Here is a 21892-nt window from a genome sequence, read left to right as displayed (position 1 = left end):
GATGCTCCGCATTTTAATACTCATAAGTTATACCATGAACTCCGTCATATTTTCTTGGTCTCATTATAGCTCCGCATTTCTCGCAACTAAATGTAGACCAGCTAGTAAAAGTCAATAAAAATTAAAAAAATAATTTATGAGTAAAAATTTGCATAGCAAATAATCCATTGAAAAAGCACGAACAATGGAATTAATTGTAAGATGATTAGTCTTTAAGTTTTTAGCCGTTAGGCTGCTGTAGTAGAACCATTATTAAGATACATTTTAATATGTATTTTAGGATCACGTATTTCATACTCTTTTTGGTTCCTTAGGACGGAGAATATGTAATTAACAAGTTTATGCATTATTGCCACTAAAGCAACCTTTTTGCTTTTACCATTTAGGTTTTCTTTATAGTAGGTAAGTAAAACTTTGTTTATAGGTTCACCGCTTCTACTGGTTCGTATGGATGCTAATGCCACAGCATATAAGGCTCTTCTGCCTATTCTGGTACCACGTTTAGACATAGTATTTTTATTACTGTTAAACTTACCAGATTGATTGACAGATGGGTCAATACCAAAGTAAGCAACTAAATGTTTAGCTTTTACAAAACCTTTAATATTGCCTATTTCACTCATTATTGTGATGGCAGTTAATTCACCAATACCTGGTATTGAGTAAATCAATTGAACATTTTTCTTAAATTGCTCTGAAATCCTATTGCTTTTCATCAATGAATGAATTTCATTTAATAAATTGTTAAGCTGATTTTCTAAAGTTTCTATTACAGAAATTGTGTTCATGATTTTTACAAACAGGCTAGGCGATTTAAGACCAATGTAAATAGCTTCTTCAGCAGCATCAATTAGCTTTTTATAGATTTTTTCACTATATGTTAGTCCTTTTCTTGAATGACTGCGAATAAGATCTATTAACTCATTTTTATCAGCATTTAAGATAGCTTTAGGACTTGAATATTCTTTTAAAATTGCTATTGATGTTTTGCAAGTAATGTTTGAAAAAACAGAGCTATAGCTAGGAAAAATAATTTTTAAGTCGGTAGAAAGCTTTTTCTTAAAAGTAGATTTACTATCAGTAAACTTATAGTAATCTCTACAGAGAGCTTTTAAGGTATAAATTTCAATATCAAATGCAGAAGTATATTTAACATTTTGAAATTTGCCTATTTTAGCAATGGTTAATGCATCTTTTTTATCATTTTTCACTTTTCTTATGTCTCCATTCTTGTTACAATTAGTAATGAGTGGATTTAAGATACATGTTTCAAATGTATCCCTAAGAAAGTGGAAAAGAGTAAGATGGTATACACCAGTAGATTCCATGAAAATTGCCGTTTTCATGTTAAACTCTTCTTCCGCTTTTTTTATTTGATCTACTAGGTAATCAAAACCATTTCTATTGTGCTTAATTTTAAAAGGCTTTCTATAAACTTCACCGTCAGGTGCTAGTATAGCAACTACTGAAAAGTCTGCTGATACATCGATTCCAACTATTGGTCTATAAAAAAATTTACTCATAAAATAATATCTCCTTTGCTTTGTGAGATAGAATAGATATTCCATTTCTATCAGTAATTCTATAACCTTGTTTGTGACACGGGTAATTCCCAAAGGGAAACCCAACCAGCTAAACATAGAACTCTCACTGATGGAATGATACGCTAATTTTCGGGTATCAATGACTCGTTAGAGTTACTTCCCAGGAGGAATACATCTATCTTCTATTCAGGAGATATTATACATCAATATTTACTAGTATGGATTCCCACTTGGGAAAAATAGAAAACTAAGTTAGATGAGATTAGTACACCCTATCGGGTAGAAAATCTTCGAATAAATTAAAAGAAATGAGTTGTAATGTTCGTTAGAATTCAAGATAGTTTTCTATTGAATGTTATGACTACATTATACAAGGAGGTTCAATTACATTTTCATCATCTATTTCATCAAACATCTCAACTACATCCCTTGGTATATATTCTTCCACTCCACATTCTGTACATATATATAAGACTCCGTCTTCTTCAATTAAATTTTCTTTCAATTTAGCTTTATATTTTGCCCTTTGTTTATCTTTTATTTTTTTATTCTTTTTAGCCATAATAACTACCTTCCTTTATACATATAATGGCTCTATTTTATCACGAATTATCCCCTTAATCACACCATAATTGTACATTATCTCTTCAATTTTTCTTTTGTTTTCACCTATTATTTTCTCTTTAAATTTTTCTCTTACACTTACATTTTTATAGTATATATCATGAAATTTCATCTGTATTCCACACTTTTCACATTTTAATGGATTCACTCCAAATGTAAGAAGTATTCTTGTTTGCCAATTATTAATTTTTCTTTTGAACTCAGCAACTTTTTCATTTACCAACTTAAAAAATTTATTTTTATGTCTTGTGTTTTTAGCATATATTCCATAATATCTTATCATCTTAAAATTCTTTTCTGGTATGTGTCTTATTACTCTACCTATAAAATCAATAACATCTATTTCCTCTACAACTTCTTCACCATCTTCATGTCTTTCATAACGAAAAGTTACTTTTTTACCATCATACTTTATTATTCTTGATTCAGCGATAGCTGGTCTTGCTGTATATCTTCCAACATACTTTCCTGCTTGCTTTGCTGTTTTTATTTCACCTTTTCCATATACATAAAATCCATTCTCTAACCTTTTATATAGCTTATTTTTTAATTTTTTAAATTCTTTTTTTCCACTTTTAAGATTAATTCCTATTTCGTCTAACAATATTTTTTGCCATCTTTTCCTTAGTGCTGTATAATTTATATGTTTTGTATTCCTCCAAATTGTAATTTCTCCAGCACCACCTTCGGTGACAATTAAGTGGACATGTGGATTCCATTTTAAGTCTCTTCCAAAAGTATGAATTACTGAGATTATTCCTGGTGTAAAACATTCTTTTTTATTTAAATCTCTAAACCAGCTCATAATTGCTTTTGCTGAACATTTAGGTAATAATGATAATAGTTTTCTATCCCTAGCAAAATATATTCTAAGTTCCTGTGGAATTGTAAATACCATATGTCTATGCTTTGAGTTAATAAGTCTTGCCACCATTTCATCAGACCATTCTTCAGATTTTTTCTTACCACATGAGGTACAAAATCTACTTTTACAGCTAAATCCAACTCTTTTTATATGACCACAATTTTCACACTTAAACTCAATAAATCCATTATCTAAGGATTTACAATTAATCATCTTATCAACTTCTCTACTTATGTTAGCTCTAATTTTCCCTTTATATATCTCACTGAATTTTTCCCAATTATCCACAAATATTTGTTTTATAACACCTTGCATAATCATCACCAATCACTAAATTTGCTAATAATTATATCAAAAATCCTATTCCAAAATATTACTTGTAATATTTTCCTCAAACTTCTAACATTAGATTTTTCAAGCCCTGCCGGGCAATATTTTTATACAAAAAATTTTTAAATTCCTAATATAAAATAAAATCAGCAATTAGCCTTCATAAGCTAATTGCTGATCAATTTATTAATATTTATTTTGTTCTATTATTCAATTATTATTGACTATTATAGTATTATCCCATGGTTACTAAAAATTTATCTACATAATTACAAGAAAATTCTTTTAATGATAGATTATTATAACCAATAAAATCTATTTCATTTACTTTAGCGGCCTCATAATCATTTATTGAATCTCCTATTAATACTACTTTTGACATATCATATTTATTATTTTTTAAGATATTCTTAACTATCTCGTTTTTATGAGTTGGAGAACCATAAATCTCAATAAAATAATCGCTTATACCCAATTCTTTGCATAGATAATTTAATTCCTTATTTTCCGAACCAGAGGCAATATACATCTTTTTTGTACCTTTATTGCTTTTTATAAAATCTACAGAATCTTTAATAATATACTGTGGATTAATTAATTCTCTTTTCATTATTTCTGTAAACTTTTCTGCATATTTATTTATCAACTCTTCCTCTATATTCAATTTTAATATTTCTTCGTAAAAATATTTAATTTTATGGAATCTAGATAAGCCACCATTTTTTCTATTATATCTAACAAGCTCTTCCACTGCCTCATTGTCAAATTCAGAAAAGATATTTCTAAATCCACTATCTCTTACTGACATGGAATCCACTATAACACCGTCAAAATCAAATATAATTACTTCATATTTATCAAAATTAATCATTTTGTCCCCCTGTTCTAAAAATTCAAAATTTATTATCTATTTACAATACTTTTATCCTTGAATAACTTTATTCAAAAGTTCATAATTGTAGTCCATATATTTTTGTGACATATACTGACTGTATAATCTTTCTATATAATTTTTGTCAAATTTGTGTTTCTTTTCTTCAAATATATTTTTTATTATATTCTCCATATCCTTTGCTGTAAGATCCTCTTTATTTGCCAAATAGGTAGAATAATTTGGGTGACAATTATAAATTGCAGATATATAATGAGCTGGTGAATACCCCCAATAATTTTCTTTATGAATTACATTTAAAGAAGTATCTATTATATCCAGTAAAGGCTGTATTTCATATTTTTTATCACAATTTCTTATTAGGTGATTGGCAAATAATTCTGTATTTAAATTTCCTGCTCCTCTTCCCATTCCAAGTACAGATGAATCGATTATCAAATCTCTGTTTTCAATAGTCTGAACTAAAGTTATAGCGTTTGAAAAGGCAAGTTGAAGATTGTTGTGAGCATGAAGACCTAATTTTACATTACTGTTTAAATTATTATCTACTAAAGAAGCCAATCTTAGAATGTCATGATTTTGCATGGAACCAAAACTATCCACTATATAAAAAGCATATATATCCAGTTTATTGAACTCATTTATAACTTCTAAAAGTTCTTCTTCTGTATAAGATAAAGCCACCATGGGCTGAACAAATACTTTAAATCCCTTATTTATTATCTTTTCAGCTTCTAATAAAGCTTTTCTCCAATCCTCTTTACGGAAAGCCAGTCTTATACCAAATATATTTGGATTATATTCTATATTATCTATGTTGAAATCTCCTAAATTCATCATTACAAGATAATTAGCACTATAATCAGTTATTATATTATCGATGCACTCAACATTGCTGAACATAGTAGTATCTCTGCACTTATCACTTTTTTCACTTATATAACCCAATTCTATAAATTCAATTTTAGCTTGTATTAAAGAATCAATGAGATTTGAAGCTGTATGGTCTGAAAATGACCAATTATTTACATAACCTCCGTCTCTAAGTGTGCAGTCCAAAATATTTATATTTCTCATTAAAATCACCTCTTATAAAATTTATTCTAATACCCATGAAAATTTATATATAGTATTTGATTTAATAGTTATCATAAGTTAATAAATTCAAAATTATTGTAGAATTTTTATTAAAGATTTATTATAATTTGTAAGGTACAACTTTCATATATTGTCAAGTTGTATGTTTATTATATTATATTATAACGCAAAATACAATATAAATTTTTAAATATTCAGTAAATTAAATAAAATTATTTATTTTCATATGCCTAAAACCACCAACTAGCTTGTGTACTAACTAATTGGTGGTTAAGCAACTCTATATCTTAATATATTTATTTTTTAACTGATAAGTACAATTAAAATAAGAGTTATTAATAGAAAAATCTAGCCTCTAGTATATCTAGTCAGCTGATTATATATTATATAATTACCATATTTATATTTTTTATACCTTTTAATTTTAGTATTTTTCTTTTAAAATTCATATTAATTATATCTATAACACTCATTTTAATGTCCATCTCCTTAATCATATTTTTTAATTAATCCTATTTTTAAAAACTTTAATTTGAATAACAGATAAGGAATAATTTATATAATTATTATTTTTACTTTTATATTTATATAGTATTATATAAATATAAATTTGTAAATAATTATTATTTAATAATTATTATTGATTTTTAAATATAATAAAAAGCACCATAAATTATTTATGGTACTTTTCTATTATTATTTACATGTAAAATGTAAAGTACAATTTTAGTTAGATAAATATTAATTATATATTCATAAATTCAACTAATATATTATGGCAATTTATTACCCGCTGCTCTGTATATTTCATACCATTCCTGTCTTGAAATTTCTACTCCAGAAGCCTTACATATATCTTTAAGACGCTGCATATTCATTGTACCAACTATAGGCTGCATCTTAGCAGGATGTCTTAAAAGCCACGCAATAGCTATTGCTGTATTAGATACCCCTTTAGCTTCTGCCAATTCATCTATTTTTTTATTTAGTTCTGGGAACTTATCATTGTCAAGAAATACCCCTTCAAAAAATCCATACTGAAAAGGAGACCAAGGCTGAATTGTTATATCATTTAAACGACAATAATCTAAAATACTTCCATCACGATCATTCGAAGAATCTATTTTCATATTTACATTAATCCCTGCATCAATCATACCCGTATGCATAATGCTTAGTTGAAGCTGATTAATGATGATTTCCTGATTCACATATTTTTTAAGTAGTTCTATCTGATAGGGATTTTGATTACTTACTCCAAAATACTTGACCTTTCCACTACTATGTAGTATATCAAAAGCTTCTGCAACCTCTTCCGGCTCTACAAGTGCATCAGGGCGATGCAATAGTAAAACATCCAAATAATCTGTTTTCAATCTTTTTAAACTTCCATCTACTGCATTTAAAATATGTTCTTTTGAAAAATCAAAATACCCTTTTCTAATGCCACATTTTGATTGTATTATAAATTTTTCTCTTACGCTGGGTTTCATATCAACTGCTTGTGCAAAGAGCTCTTCACATTTTCCATCACTATATTTATCCGCATGATCAAAAAAGTTAATTCCTTCTTCCAAAGCTGTATTTATAAGCTTAGAAGCATCACTTACACTAAGTTCAGTAAGTCTCATACATCCTAGAGAGACTTCAGAAGCCCCTGTAATTTTTCCATTCCCAATATTAATCTTTTTCATAACTACACCCCTTTTTTATGCAACCTTCAATTGAAGCAAGTTCTAAAATTCAGGTGTGGATTCTTTTACCCCATCTGAATTTTAGAACTGCAAATACATGGCTTACTTGGCGTCTAACTCCCACTTGAAGAAAAGTAGAGAGCCAAAATTTTAATTTGGTGCGAGGACTGTACAGCGTGCAAGCAGAGAACCAAAATCTTTTTTTGATTTTGTGTGAGGGCTGTACAGAGTGCGTTGGAGACTTACGCCAAGTTAGTCAGGTTAAAACCTTTACTGTAAATATTTTAACTCTAAGATGATGTAAATGTCTACATTGTTTTGTTAATTTTCTTTTAATAAATAATATTATATACAAGAAATAATTATATAAATGTTCTTAAAATTCGAAAAGTATAAATAATTATTTTGAATATCATAAAAGCTATATCACAATTTATAGATATAAAATAATACCCTGTAGAGCAGATAAATATTTTCTTATCTTACAGGGTATATTTTATTTATTAAAAAATATTCTTTAATGATTAACATGTACCAGCCAAAATTTTATTTTTTTATCACTCCAGCCTAAATCCCAAGGTACATTATTTCTATCTGCATTATGACAGGTTACCAGTGAATAGCCTTTTGAATCCACTCCTGTTACTACAGATATATGTGTTATATCTCCCTTTTTTTCATAGGCTACAAAATCACCTGGCAATAATTTATAAGAAGCTTTATATACTTTTTCATAACTTCCATGAGCTATTACAGAAGCTCTGCCACTGCCGACCCAATAATTTTTAAATTTATCTGCATTGAGCCATGGACCTGTAGCACCTTTTCCATCATAATTCCATGCTCCATTTTTTTTGAATTTAGCACCTTCAAATAGTATTTGTGATGCAAAGTTAGCACAATTTCCTCCTTGTGGATTATAATCTCTATATTTTTTATTATATTTAAATCCATACTTTTCTTCACTAGCTGCACCGCAATATTTATTAGCATATTCAATAGCATTTTTTCGTCTTTCCTCTATATTAGATAGATCTCTGGTTTCCTGGGAAATTATATACTGCTTTATATCATCTGCCTTTATATTGTCTAAATTTAGAGAATCTCCAAAGGGATCTTTATACCATTCTTTAGTAATTATCCACTGTCCATCCCTATTTTCAAGTTTTAAGGTATGATAAGTTCCTATACGTGATGTATTAATAACATCTTCTTCATTTTCATAAGAATATTTATATTCTGTAGAACATATTAAATTAGCAGAATATTTGCCATCACCGCCTCTAATTCTTCTGACAATGACCTTAGGCTTTATCTCTTTAAATTTTACCCCTTGCTTTTCTGCCCAATTGTGAATATATTTTGACTTTTTAACCTCATATTCATAAGCCCAGGTTCCATATTTAGTATTCATATCATATATAGATTGTATATATTCTAGATCCTTATCTATTAGTGCTTTATTTCTCTTGTTAAAAATTTCTTCTATAGCTTTTGTAACTTCTGCTTTTTCATCTTCCTCTAACTCCTCTATCACCGTTGCTCTAGCTAAATTAGAGGGTAAGAGTACCAAGCAAAGTAATAATATTAAAAGCTTTGATATACACTTCATAAGCTCTACTCCTTTTTCTCACTTTATACCTTAGGCATATTCAAATAAATAACTAGTCAGTATGCTAGCCTATTTTGAATCCTACTGCGTCGGCAGAACCCTCAGATAGCTCACTATCCTCGGAACCTGCTTCCTTGTATGATTCAAAATATTCGTCGCATCTTTGACTTATTATTTATTTTCACATGCCTTACTGAATTGAAATTTGCCTATTATAGTGTTTTTAGTATTACCAATAAATCATAATTTTTTTCTGTAAATTTAAACCAGAACTATTTTAGAGCATTTTCAATTTTTTCAATAGAATTTTTAATATTTTCTTCTTCTAAAGGCACACCAGCATACCAAGGTTTATCACTTTCTTGTTTATCCCCAAAATATTTAGCTTTTAGTATGATTTCAGGTCTGTACTCAAAGTGAAGTATATCAAAGTGACCCCATTTTCCACCCCAGACAAAATTATTCTTTTCAAATACCTCTACTACATCTTTTGAATAGGATAAAAGTCTTGTTTCTCCCTGTTCTCTAGTAGCCCATTTCCAGTAATCCCTTCTATCACTAGCCAAATCTATAGCTGTTCCAAAGGCATGAGGACTTAATCTTCCAGTTCCAGCAATTATTCTATAATTGAAAGTACCACTGCAAGGAGACAAAAATCCTGAAATTTTTCTATTTTCTTTAGCTCTTTCTGAAAGTTCCTTAAAGGCATTTCCTAAGGATTCTCCGGCGTTATTATTTTTATTAAATTGAAAAGATCCATAATTTGTATGCACCATCATAAGATTTTTTTCTATTTTTCCCCTTGAATTCCCATATACCTCTCCTGTAAGTGCATATACTCTTGAACGCCCTGGATCAAAATTTGTGTCCATTAGCTTTGTTACCGTTCCTAAGGGATAAATCTGCTCCAGCATATCTTGTAAATCTGGATTGTTTAATTTTTCTTCATGATTTTTTTCTCTCTTATCATCATAAATAATTTTTTTACCCGATTTCATTACAATACATACATTCTCATTTTCATCTTTAGCAATATTGTCTACGTACTCAGGATAAGACATCATTAACACTAAAAGATCCTGTTTCATAGTTCTGTTATAATTATCATCCTCTGAAATTTTATTTAAAGCTTTAGTATTACAGCCCATACTGAAAACAACCAAAATTGTTATTAAAATTATAATTATCTTTTTCATAGAATTCACCTTTCAAATATATTAAAAAATGTTTTATATATATTTTGGGCATTACTTACAAGAGTATGTGAAACAAATTTTAACATATATTTTTTGATGCAGCATTGAGCATAAAAGCACTATTAAAATCACTGGTGTGATTTTAATAGTGCTTTTATGAATTTTATTGTTTAAAAGTAAATCAAAATAATTATTTATATGATTTAAACTAATTGTTTAAATCTAATATAGAGATTTAAGATATGAATATAATGATAATGTATTATGCACTCTTTTGAAATATCTTTAATAAACGTAAATAGTGATTTGCTTCACGTAAAGTATGATCACCTAACAAAGGTATTATTATTGATCTAATTTTACATTCTACTAGTCCTTGTGTACCTTGTGCTTTAAATTTACTTATTTCTGTAGTGGCTTTAAGACTGTCATCTGTAACTTTTGAAATTGGTATTGTCTTATCCATAGCTGCTTTTGCCTCTTTTGTCAATTCATCAAACTCGTTTCCAAAGTTATTTGCAGTATTTATGAGCTGCTCCTCAGTTGGATCAAGAAGTCCACGAATAAATTTTGAATGTTCAGCCATAATTCTATTCCAGAATGTTTCTTGCTCATAAGCCTCTTGTTCCAAATTGATTTCTTCACGATTCTGCAATCTTTGAACTATGGAAAAATAAAACTTTGCTTCTCTCATAATATGGTCTATAAGCAGCGGATAATTAACTGTAAATATCCTACAGGATATAACGTCTGATAATATCCTAGCCTTAAACTGTATCAACGCTCTGATTAACTCCTGAGATCTTTCATTAAGTATATATACTCTTCTCTCCAGCACAGGATTATCTACAGCTAAGCTGTCACCCCTTAATCCCTTTTCTGCTTGTGTCAAACCAGTGGCAATATTTATGCCTGTAAAATAGGATGAAGCCATTTCAGCTTTTAATGTAAAAGGAGTTATTACTTCACCAGATTGTAAAACACTAGGACTAACGACACCATTAGAAAGTGATATAACATCTGCTAAAAATCTGTCAAAGGCCCTTCTAAAGTCATCTGCTTCATCTATAAATCTTGAATTCTTCGGTGTAAAACCTGCTTCCAAAAAAAATGAATGTTCTTTCATAATTCTTCCGAAAAAAAGATGCAGTTCAAGAGATTGTCGTATAAAATTAATACTTGATAACATAATTTACCTCTCTTAATATAATATCATTAACTGCTAATTAATATATTAATTAAATTTATAAAATGTTACCAATTATTTATTATCTATAATGTATAGTGATACTCAATTGATTTTTTACAACTGCATCTTTAATAATTACTTTATATTTATAACTTATATTCAAAGTATATTTGCATCTTTTTTGTTTGGCCATTCTCCTCTATGCTTAAGAGTATTAAATGCAGGTCCTTCCACATTGCTGCCATCATAGCTGAACCTTGAACCATGACAAGGACAATCCCAGGTTTTTTCCGCTTCATTCCATACTAACTCACAGCCTAAATGGGTACAGGTTATATCAACCATATGCAAATTACCCTTTTCATCCCGATAGGCTCCAACTCTTTCACCATCAACAGTAATTATTTTATCCTCTCCAATATTAATTTCTGCATCTTTAGGTGCTGGAGCAATTTTACCCTTTATAAGTTCTCCTGCCACATCCACATTTTCACATACTAACTTAGCACCTGAAGCAGCTATATCAAATCTAGATGGATTATATACAGGTGACCATGGACTTTCTCCCTTGGTAATCAAATCCATCAATATGTGTGCGGCGGCTGTACTATTTGTCATTCCCCACTTTCCAAAACCTGTAGCTACAAATATATTTGAAGTATTAGATGCACAATAGCCTACATAGGGAACATCATCTACAGTCATACAATCCTGTGTAGACCATCTATATAGTACTTCCTGTAAATCAAAAGATTTCCTTGCAAAATCACCTAAATTTTTATAATGTATATTAGTTTTACTCTCGCTGCCTGTTTTATGCTTTCCTCCGCCTACCAGAACAATTTCACCATCTCCATACTTTTGAGAGCGAAGAGAATGCACTGGATCCTCAGCTGTTATGAACATGCCTTCTGGAAATTTTTCTTTAATCTTAACGCCAAGTACATAGGATTTTTCTGCATATAGCCTTGCAAAATACATAGATCTTCCATCATAGCAGGGAAAATGAGAAGCTATAATAACTTTATTAGCAGTTACCCTTTTTCCACTTTCTGTTATCACCGTGCATTTTTCTCCATCTTTAATATCCACAACCTTAGTATTTTCAAAAATTTCACTTCCATCACCCGGTATTTCTTTAGCTATTGAAAGCAAGTATTTTAAAGGATGAAATTGAGCCTGATTATCAAATTTAATAGCAGCCCTTATATTAAAAGGAAGTGGGATATGGTCTTCATAGGATGCCTTTATTCCAAGACTTGAAGCCGCTTCCACCTCTTTTTCAATTTTTTCTATGTACTCTTCAGATTGAGTATATACATAGGCAGGACGCCAGCAAAAATCACAATCAATATTTTTTTCCTTTACAAGATCTGCAATAAAATGAATAGCTGATTCATTAGCTTCTGCATATTGCCTTGCTTTTTCTTCTCCAAATTTGGATATTATTTTATCATAAATCAAATTATGCTGTGAAGTTATTTTAGCAGTTGTATGCCCTGTAGTTCCATGCGCAATTTTGTCAGCTTCCAATACAGCTACCTTTAAGCCTTTATTTTTTAAGAGGAATGCTGAAGTTATTCCAACTAATCCTCCACCAACTATAGCAACATCAATCTTTGTATCCTCTTTTAAAGCAGGATACTCTCTTCTCTCTGTAGATGTAATCCAATATGGCTCATGAATACTAGAAAAAACATCTGAATTATACGATTCTATACCTTCCATTTGTATCCTCCACATTTAAAATTTTTCACTATATTGTCTGCTTAAATGTGATAGTTTATACTTCATAATTTCCATACTTATTATATAAATGTTTATCCTTGAAAACAGTTTTACTAAGCTATAAATACTTCTTACCCAATTCAATATAAAAGCACTATGAAAATCACTTATATGAATTTCATAGTGCTTCTATATAATAACTAATGAATAATATAATCACCTCAGTGAAAGTCTTTCTATCCTTAATTTATTACTTTTCTTAGTATGAAAAATTAATCATTAAAGTTGTTTATCTATAACAAAAATTTTACTTTAGTACATTGCATTTACTACTGCAAGTTCATGAAGGGCTCTTGTAGCCATTACATACATAAATTTATCTTTTTCGGTGTATTTTCCATCTTCTACAATTATAACCGCATCAAACTCAAGACCTTTGGCAAGATAGGAAGGAATTACAACTGTTCCACCCTGATAGATCATGTCCTCCCTATCTATAATCTTTAGAGAATTATTTTTACTCAAAAACTTTCCGTATCTATCGGTACTATTCAGATCCCTGCAAACTACAGCTATACTGTCAAATTCTTTTTTTGTGTAGTCTTTAACTGTATTATCTAAAGTCTCAATAAATTCTTCTTCTGATTTTGGATTAAGTATTTTAACAACTTCTCCATTTCTTACTAGTGGAACTATTGCATCTTCTCCTAAGAATTTATTTGCATACTCCATTATTTCCTTTGTAGATCTATAACTTTTATTAAGCTTAAAATGCTCTGTCTCTGTATTTTTTATTAAGTCATCAAGTTCATTAAAAGGCACTTCTCCTTCTAAAGGTATAAGTCTTTGGTTACCGTCTCCAACTATAGTCATACCATTACAGCCAGTTAATTCCCTTATAACTTTAAAGGCAAGCTTACTGTAGTCCTGAGCTTCATCTATAACTACATGTTTTATTTCCCGGTTAATAGTTAAACCTTCAAATTTTATGGATAGATAAAGAAGAGCAGTTAAATCATCTATAGTATAAGGTTTTTCACTAATTTCTTTTCTATACAATTCTTCTATAGAAGGTTCTCCAAGCCAAGTTAGTCCCTTTTTTACATCTATAAGAAGTTTTATAGTTTCCCTTATTTTTAGTTTTCTCTTGTAGTCCAGCGAAGTACCTTGAAGCTTTAACTCATCTTCACTCAATTTACTTATAGTTTCTCTATAATCCTGTTGTATCTTTCTTATTATATTGTCTCTTTCATCCTTAAGTTTTGAGAAAATTATCCTCTTAAGCTTTTTTACTCTTCTAAATAAAGGCATATTATTGTAGTATTTTGTATACATTTCTTCAATTTCTGATTTTTTAACTACAACTTTATTATTATAAATTACATCTTTAAATTGATAATTATTTTTTTCTACCTGTTCAATTAGCTTATGCAAATCCTCTATAAATTTATCACTATTTTTATAGGCAACACTTTCAATAAACTTATTATCACCTTTTAGAATTCTCTCCATATATTCCTTAGTGGTCATAATATCACGCTGTCTTATATCTAGAAGTTCTGTAGCAAAATCTCTATAAGTTTTTTGATTGACACCTACTTCACCAAGGCTTGGCAGTACAGAGGATATATATTCCATAAATATAGGATTTGGTCCTAAAATAAGAACTTTATTCTGTAGTATATCTCTATGATTATATAGAAGATAGGCTACTCTATGAAGAGCTATAGTAGTTTTACCACTGCCTGCTACTCCATTTACCACTACTATTTTATTTCTTGGCTGCCTTATTATATTATCCTGCTCCTGCTGTATGGACATTACAATATCCTTAAGCTTTTCTCCTGCATTTTTACTTAACACCAGCTGCAGTATATCATCCTTTACATCCATAGAGGAGTCAAATAAACCTATAAGCTTTTTCTTCTTAATTATATATTGCCTCTTTTTAATTATATCTGCCTCTACATTACCTAAAGGAGCAGTATATGTATTTTTACCAAGACTGCTGGTATAAAACAAGGCAGAAACAGGAGCTCTCCAGTCTACAATAAGTGGTTCATAGGCATCTTCTGGAGTAACTCCAAATCGTCCTATATATATCCTTTGGTCTTCATCCTCTTCTTTAAAATCAACTCTTCCAAAGTAAGGTGATAATTCCATTATTATAAGTTCTTTCAATCTCCTATCTATAGTTTTAAAAGCTTCTTCTTTTACAAATCTTTCATGATCAAAATATTCTATTATCTTATCTTCATCATCTTCAAATTCTTCTACATTCTTCTTTCTGCTGTCCAATATATATTTAGTTATATCTTTTCTCTTTTGTATATAGCTGAGTATTTCTCTATTTATTATATCTATCACTCCAGCAAGCTTTATCCTTTCCTCCTGGAGCTCCATTTCTTCATCTCTATTTAAATATTCTGTTCCTTCCAACTCGCACTCTCCTTTACAAGTTTCATAAATTCATCACCCATAAGTGTTTCTTTTTCAAGAAGTATGCCAGATATATTTCTAAGAAGTTCTATATTTTCTTTTAATAAATTTCTAGCCTTATTATGTGCTTCTTTTATAATGCTTAAAGTTTCTGTATCAATCAATGTAGATGTTTCAGCACTACAATTTTGCACTGGTCTTCCGTCTAAATATCTGTTTTCCACTGATTCTAGGGCCATCATATCAAACTTTTCCGTCATTCCATATATGGTTATCATGTTTCTAGCCATTTTAGTTGCTCTTTCAATGTCATTTGCAGCCCCAGTAGATATAGAATTAAACTCAACTTCTTCTGCCGATCTTCCTGCCAGCATGACAGTTATTTCATCCATCATTTCTTCTTTAGTCACTAAGTATTTCTCTTCCTCTGGCAGCTGCATGGTATATCCTAAAGCTCCCATAGTTCTTGGAACAATAGTAATTTTGTGTACTGGATCAGTATGCTTTAACAACGCCGCTGCCAAAGCATGACCTACTTCATGAAAGGCAACTTGTTTCTTTTCCTTGTCAGATAGAATTCTATCCTTTTTCTCCTTACCTGCTATTATAACCTCAACTGCCTCTTCTAAATCATTTTGTGCTATTTCTTTTCTTCTATTTTTAACAGCTAAAAGTGCAGCTTCATTAACTATATTGGCAAGATCTGCTCCCACTGCTCCTGGAGTTGCCTTTGCTATTGCTTCCATGTCAACTTCTTTAGAAATTTTTACATCTTTAGAATGTACTTTCAATATAGATTCCCTTCCCTTTAAATCAGGTCTATCTACAATTACTCGTCTGTCAAATCTTCCTGGCCTTAAAAGAGCCTTATCCAAAACCTCTGGTCTATTAGTAGCAGCTAAAATAACCACACCCTTTGAAGAGTCAAATCCATCCATTTCAGCCAAAAGCTGATTCAAAGTCTGTTCTCTCTCGTCATTTCCTCCACCTATGGCATTATCCCTGCTTTTACCTATGGCATCAACTTCATCTATAAAAACTATGCAGGGTGCCTTTTCCTGAGCCTGTTGAAATAAATCTCTTACTCTTGCTGCTCCCATACCTACAAACATTTCAACAAAATTTGAACCGGACATGGAGAAAAATGGCACTTTAGCTTCTCCTGCTACAGCCTTTGCCAAAAGTGTTTTACCAGTTCCCGGCGGTCCAACAAGCAATGCTCCCTTTGGAAGCTTTGCTCCTATTTCAGAATATTTTTCCGGATAATGAAGAAAGTCAACTATTTCAATTAAAGACTCTTTAGCTTCTTCTTGCCCAGCTACATCCTCAAAAGTTACTCCTGTTTCACTTTCTGCATAGAGCTTAGCATTATTCTTACCAAAAGACATAACCCCGCTGCCAAGTTTTTTATCCAATCTTCCAAATAAAAACCTGCCTACTGCTAAAAATATTATTACTGGAATAACCCAATTAATAATAAAATTTTTTATGGGATCATCCGTACCAGAAGGTGCTGTTATCTGTGCACCGGAATCTCTAAGTTCTTGTTTTAAATCAGGATCATCAATTCTTCCTGTATAGAGTATCTTTTTATTTATTCCACTATTTTCAGTAGGAATTATAGTTATTCTAGTAGGAGTAACCTGAACTTCAGATACTTTTTTTTGTGCTAGTAGATCCAAAAACTTGTTATAGGTTATCTGTTCTGTTTTTATACTTACCATTAAATAATTTAATATAAGTACTAAGATAATAGCTCCTATAGAATAATAGGCCGCATATTTAAATTTTTTATCTTTAAAGTTATTAAACATATTTAGACTTTCCTCCATTTCTTAATATTAAGTTTAACATTAAATGTCCATTTTTTCTATTATGGCTTTTAATATTTTTAATAATTCAATATATACTCTATTTTATAGTTATTCAATAGATTATTATAATATAATGTAACAAAATTTTATAGTTCTATTGATATATAAATTTATTTATGAGAAAATAAAATTGTATTCAATTTACGAGAGTATTCTTTTAAATTGGATGTTGTGATTAGCATGATTTTCTGATTGCAAAGTAATTCTGAGCAAAAGGAAGGATATAAAATTATTAACTTAGCCTTCCCATTTTTTGAGAGGGCTTTTTTATTTTATTAGTTTTTGTTTATCAACAAAGCATCTTAAAATTAGTGCCAATCTAACAAATCTTATATTTTGTATTAAAAATAGACTCGAGGTGAACTTTTTGGATAAAAGATTAGGCGTCATTGGAATTATAGTTGAAAACATAGAAAATGCACATATTGTTAATGAAATTCTCCATAATTTTAGTGATGTTATAGTGGGCCGTATGGGAATACCCTATAAGGAAAAACGTGTATCTGTTATTTCCATAATAGTGGATGGCTCTATGGATAGTATAAGTGCCATGACTGGAAAACTTGGAAATATAAATGGTGTAAGTGTCAAATCTGCAATATCCAGAAAATAAAAACTCAAAAAACTTAGCAATAATATAAAGATTATAGGAGGATAATTATATGAGTGCTGTAGAAACTGAAAAGGCGGATTTTATACAGGATAAAGTTATACGAGAACACCTAACCAAAGGAACTGAACTGGCTAAAGATAGAAATTATATTGAAAGCCTCATATCCAAAGCTTCTGAAGGCCACGGATTAAGCATCGATGAAGTCTCTGCCCTTTTACATGTAGAAGATGATGATCTTTTGGATAAAATATACCAGGCTTCAATAAAAATTAAACAAGAAATTTATGGTAATAGAATAGTAATGTTTGCACCATTATATGTAAGCAGCTATTGTGTAAATGGATGCAAATATTGCGGTTATAAATGTACAAATAAAGAAACCAGAAAAAAACTTTCAAAAGAAGAGCTTATGAGAGAAGTAGAACTTATTGAAGATCTTGGCCACAAGAGAATAGTAATTGAAGCTGGTGAAGATCCTGTTAACTGTCCTATCGATTATATAACTGATTGCATGAAAACCATATACAGCGTGAAAAAAGGAAATGGTTCTATAAGAAGAATTAATGTAAACATAGCAGCCACTACTGTAGAAAATTATAAAAAATTAAAAGAAGCAGGCATTGGTACTTACACTCTATTTCAGGAAACCTATCATAGAGAAACTTATGCAAAACTTCATCCTACAGGTCCAAAGCATGACTATGATTATCATACTACAGCTATGGATAGAGCTATAGAAGCTGGTATTGATGATGTGGGTATTGGTGTCTTATATGGTCTCTATGACTATAAATATGAAACTATAGGCATATTCCTTCATTCGAAACACTTAGAAGAAAAATTTAATGGAGTAGGTCCTCATACAATATCTGTTCCAAGGTTAAGACCGGCAGAAGGAGTAAACTATGAAAATTTCCCATACTTGGTTTCAGACCATGATTTTAAAAAGCTCGTTGCCATAATAAGATTGGCTGTGCCTTATACTGGAATGATTCTTTCCACAAGAGAGGAGCCTAATTTCAGAGAAGAAGTTATAGCTGTAGGTATTTCTCAAATAAGTGCTGGTTCTTGTACAGATGTAGGCGGCTATGAAGATGAATATGGTGAAGCTCCTACTCCAGCAGCTTCTCAGTTTGTAGTAAGTGATCATAGAACTCCTATTGAAATATTAAAACTTTTATGCAATAACGGCTATATTCCAAGTTATTGTACTGCCTGTTACAGACAAGGCAGAACTGGTGAAAGATTTATGAGCCTTGCAAAGACTGGTAATATTCACAACTGCTGCCTTCCAAATGCTATTATGACTTTTAAGGAATTTTTACTGGATTATGCCGATGATGAATTAAAGAAAATTGGTGAAAAAACCATAGAAAAGAATCTTCAGGATATAACCTCTGAAAAGGCTAAAGAAGAAACCATAAAAAGATTAAAGAGAATAGAAGCTGGAGAAAGAGATCTTTATTTTTAAAATAAGATTTAGTTATGAAGTTAAAATATATAAAGACAGGAATATAGTTTTTAGGCTATATGCTCTGTCTTTATATAAAAATTTAAATATATTGGCGAATTAAAATATACTTATTAATCTGGACTTAAGCTTCAATGTACAAGATTTTGTTTTAAATATCTTAACAATAAATTTTTTTTAATTAGCTACCAATATTTTAATAGTCAAAATGCTGTGCTATTTTTCTGTAACATGGAACTTCAATTCCATTTTTTTCGGCGATTCTCACTATATCAAATATGAGTTCATCTTTTTCACTTTGTCTGCCTCTTTTTATGTCCTTCTGCATAGAAGCTGTTATATTTGGATCAAGCCCATCTAAAATCTTCAGATTTTCTTCTACTAAATCCCATGTTAATTTAATATTTAAAATCTTAGCAATTTGCTCCAATTCTTTAAGAAGATCTATAAACATATCCCTATATTTTTTCTCCTTTTGGATTTTACCTACATTAATATCAAAATAGGCACCAATAGATGCAAGAGGGGAAGTAAAGGAAAACTTTTTAAAAGTATCCTTCTTTATGTTATCTGATACAATGGCATCGATTTGACATTCTTTTAGATCTTTTTCTATTTTCCTTAATAACTTTATATCTGATTCTCCGCTCTCCATAGGTCCAAATACAACTCTAAAGAGCATCTCTCCTTGAGTAATTTCCCCTGGTGCAGATACATATCCACTTACATAAATACAGCCATCTAATACATTTACCTTTGGTAAAGCCTTTTTTAGCTTTTGGCCTGCAGTTAATGTATTCAAAATTGGAATTACTACAGTTTTATCTTTAGAGGCCTTTTTCACTATTGGAATTATTTCATCTATGGAGTATCCTTTGACGCATACAAATATCACATCAAACGTTCCAATATCATCGCTGCCATTTGAACATTTAACATCTTTTAAATTTATTTTACCCTTTCGTGAAGAATGAATTATAAGACCATTTTGCTCCATGGCCTTTAAATGAGCACCTCTGGCAATAAATGTAACATCCTTTCCACAACTTGACATATATCCTCCAAGACACCCGCCAGTTCCCCCTGTTCCTACTATTAAGTACTTCATAGCCTATTCACTCCTTCTATATATAATCATCATAAATAGAGTAGTAAGTATACTTATTTTCGATACTTTCAACTCTCTATCCTAATAGCAACCTTTATCTCCCACTTTCACAGCGTAGAAGGGAGTATTAAGGTTGATAGTCATAAGATAAAATCTTAATTTAAGTATACACCTGTACAATATATTTCTCTATATAGATTATTTACTATAGTAAATCAACTTTAAGAGTAATCTCATTTATTAATTATTGTAATAATAAAAACTGCCTTACAACACAAAATATGCATTGCAAAGCAGTTTTATATATTGGAATATATTAAACTCTACAAATTAACAGTTTTATTTTATTCAGCAAAAGCCTCTAATGCCTGCAGAAAATCCTCCACTAAATCATCAGCATTTTCAATTCCTACAGATATTCTTAAAAGACCATAAGTTATGCCCATTTTAAGCCTCTCTTCTTCAGGTATATCATAATGGGAGGACATAACAGGATGAGAAATGGTAGTACGATATCCTCCTAAAGTCATGGCATAATGGGCCAAGTTCAATTTTCTCATAAATTTATTGATCTTTTCTTTGTTATCTGGAAGTACAAAGCTTAACATACCTCCGTATGTATCCTTAAACAAATTCTTTGCCAATTCATGCTGTGGATGACTTTCAAGACTTGGATGATTTACTTTTAATACATAAGGTGATTCTTCCAGTGCCTTTGCAAGCTTTGCAGCATTGGACATTTGTTTTTCAACACGAAGGGACATTGTACGCATTCCTCTTTGTACAAGCCATGAAGTAAAGGCATCTGCTGAAGTTCCAAGCAGCACTTGAAGATTATATGCCTTTTGAATTAAATCTGCTCTCCCAGTAAGAGCACCGCATACAGCATCACTATGACCATTTGCAAATTTGGTTAAACTATTAACAGTAAGATCTGCTCCATGCTCTATTGGCCTGAATGCCACTGGTGTCATAAATGTATTATCAACTATTAATACAGCATCATTGGCATGAGCAATATCTGCTACAGCATCAATATCCACTACTGTAATCATTGGATTGGATACTGTTTCCGTATACAATATTTTTGTATTTTCTTTTACCGCAGCTTTTACCTGATCCAAGTCCGTAAAATCTACATAAGTAACGTCAACTCCATATCCAGAAAGCACCTTACTGAATATATCAATAGTTTCCCCATAAAGGGTCTGATCTGAAAGAATATGATCTCCCTGCTTTACTATTGATAAAACTGCTGTAGATATAGCTGCCATACCTGAACTGCATATAATAGAATTTTCTCCCTTTTCAAGATAAGTCATTAGCTCAATTAATGTACTTCTATTTGGATTTCTATTTCTATTGTAGCAAAATCCTTTTACATCATATCTTGCCTGCAAATCATCAAGATCTTCTACATTAAATGCGGTTGTCAAATAAATTGGGGCAGTTTCAGGATTAGCGGCAAGTTCACGAATATATGCTCCCTGTTTTAATAATTCTGTCTCAAATGAAAATTCCTTTTCGCTTTCTTTAAACATGTAATATCTCCCTTCAAAGCTATACTTAAACTCTATATAAATATATGGATATATGTCCTTTTGACTATACATCT

General features: G+C 30.5%; 16 protein-coding genes. 2 read left to right on the top strand and 14 right to left on the bottom strand.

Annotated elements, in window-relative coordinates:
• Positions 1-227: 227 nt before the first annotated feature.
• The 12 genes from CLPA_RS05825 to ftsH all read right to left on the bottom strand — a co-directional run bounded on the left by CLPA_RS05825 (position 228) and on the right by ftsH (position 17025).
• Positions 228-1523, bottom strand: coding sequence for an IS110 family RNA-guided transposase (locus tag CLPA_RS05825; RefSeq protein WP_003440352.1), 1296 nt, complete (start codon positions 1521-1523; stop codon positions 228-230).
• A 382-nt stretch (positions 1524-1905) separates the two neighbouring features.
• Entirely contained in the window at positions 1906-2106 is a 201-nt protein-coding gene (locus tag CLPA_RS05820; RefSeq protein WP_034829431.1) for a hypothetical protein, read from the bottom strand.
• 15 nt (positions 2107-2121) lie between these two features.
• Positions 2122-3348, bottom strand: a complete 1227-nt coding sequence (locus tag CLPA_RS05815) for an IS91 family transposase (protein WP_034829433.1) — start codon at positions 3346-3348, stop codon at positions 2122-2124.
• 250 nt (positions 3349-3598) lie between these two features.
• Complete coding sequence (locus CLPA_RS05810; RefSeq protein ID WP_003448078.1) at positions 3599-4234, bottom strand: HAD family hydrolase; 636 nt, start codon at positions 4232-4234, stop codon at positions 3599-3601.
• A 51-nt stretch (positions 4235-4285) separates the two neighbouring features.
• Positions 4286-5332 (bottom strand): aldolase catalytic domain-containing protein, encoded by a 1047-nt coding sequence (locus CLPA_RS05805; protein WP_003448080.1) that lies wholly within the window; start codon positions 5330-5332, stop codon positions 4286-4288.
• 794 nt (positions 5333-6126) lie between these two features.
• Entirely contained in the window at positions 6127-7047 is a 921-nt protein-coding gene (locus CLPA_RS05800) for an aldo/keto reductase (protein WP_003448082.1), read from the bottom strand.
• Positions 7048-7564: 517 nt separating this feature from the next.
• Positions 7565-8659, bottom strand: coding sequence for an amidase domain-containing protein (locus CLPA_RS05795; RefSeq protein WP_003448084.1), 1095 nt, complete (start codon positions 8657-8659; stop codon positions 7565-7567).
• A gap of 272 nt (positions 8660-8931) precedes the next feature.
• Entirely contained in the window at positions 8932-9855 is a 924-nt protein-coding gene (locus CLPA_RS05790) for a M15 family metallopeptidase (protein ID WP_003448087.1), read from the bottom strand.
• Between the two features lie 262 nt (positions 9856-10117).
• On the bottom strand, positions 10118-11044 hold the full coding sequence (locus CLPA_RS05785; protein ID WP_003448089.1) for a DUF2935 domain-containing protein: 927 nt from the start codon (positions 11042-11044) through the stop codon (positions 10118-10120).
• A 159-nt stretch (positions 11045-11203) separates the two neighbouring features.
• The gene (locus CLPA_RS05780) at positions 11204-12772 is read right to left on the bottom strand and encodes an FAD-dependent oxidoreductase (protein WP_003448091.1); all 1569 of its coding nucleotides are present in this window, start codon (positions 12770-12772) and stop codon (positions 11204-11206) included.
• A 312-nt stretch (positions 12773-13084) separates the two neighbouring features.
• Positions 13085-15175, bottom strand: coding sequence for a HelD family protein (locus CLPA_RS05775; protein ID WP_087946555.1), 2091 nt, complete (start codon positions 15173-15175; stop codon positions 13085-13087).
• A gap of 14 nt (positions 15176-15189) precedes the next feature.
• On the bottom strand, positions 15190-17025 hold the full coding sequence (gene ftsH / locus CLPA_RS05770) for an ATP-dependent zinc metalloprotease FtsH (RefSeq protein WP_003448095.1): 1836 nt from the start codon (positions 17023-17025) through the stop codon (positions 15190-15192).
• A 427-nt stretch (positions 17026-17452) separates the two neighbouring features.
• On the opposite strand from ftsH, the gene CLPA_RS05765 reads away from it, so the two are divergent.
• Entirely contained in the window at positions 17453-17698 is a 246-nt protein-coding gene (locus tag CLPA_RS05765; protein ID WP_003448097.1) for a TM1266 family iron-only hydrogenase system putative regulator, read from the top strand.
• Between the two features lie 49 nt (positions 17699-17747).
• Positions 17748-19169 carry a [FeFe] hydrogenase H-cluster radical SAM maturase HydG gene (gene hydG, locus CLPA_RS05760; RefSeq protein WP_003448099.1) on the top strand — a complete coding sequence of 474 codons (1422 nt, stop codon included), beginning with the start codon at positions 17748-17750 and terminating at the stop codon, positions 19167-19169.
• 196 nt (positions 19170-19365) lie between these two features.
• On the opposite strand, the gene CLPA_RS05755 is transcribed toward hydG, so the two are convergent.
• Together CLPA_RS05755 and CLPA_RS05750 are read right to left on the bottom strand one after the other, a co-directional pair.
• A complete protein-coding gene (locus CLPA_RS05755) occupies positions 19366-20277 on the bottom strand; it encodes a ketopantoate reductase family protein (protein WP_003448101.1) in 912 nt (303 codons plus the stop codon).
• 344 nt (positions 20278-20621) lie between these two features.
• On the bottom strand, positions 20622-21818 hold the full coding sequence (locus tag CLPA_RS05750) for a trans-sulfuration enzyme family protein (RefSeq protein ID WP_003448103.1): 1197 nt from the start codon (positions 21816-21818) through the stop codon (positions 20622-20624).
• Between the last annotated feature and the right edge of the window lie 74 nt (positions 21819-21892).

The sequence above is a fragment of the Clostridium pasteurianum DSM 525 = ATCC 6013 genome (assembly GCF_000807255.1).
Taxonomy (GTDB): Bacteria; Bacillota; Clostridia; order Clostridiales; family Clostridiaceae; genus Clostridium_I; species Clostridium_I pasteurianum.
Note: the sequence above shows the minus strand (reverse complement) of the source record. Positions and strands in the feature narration are given on the sequence as shown.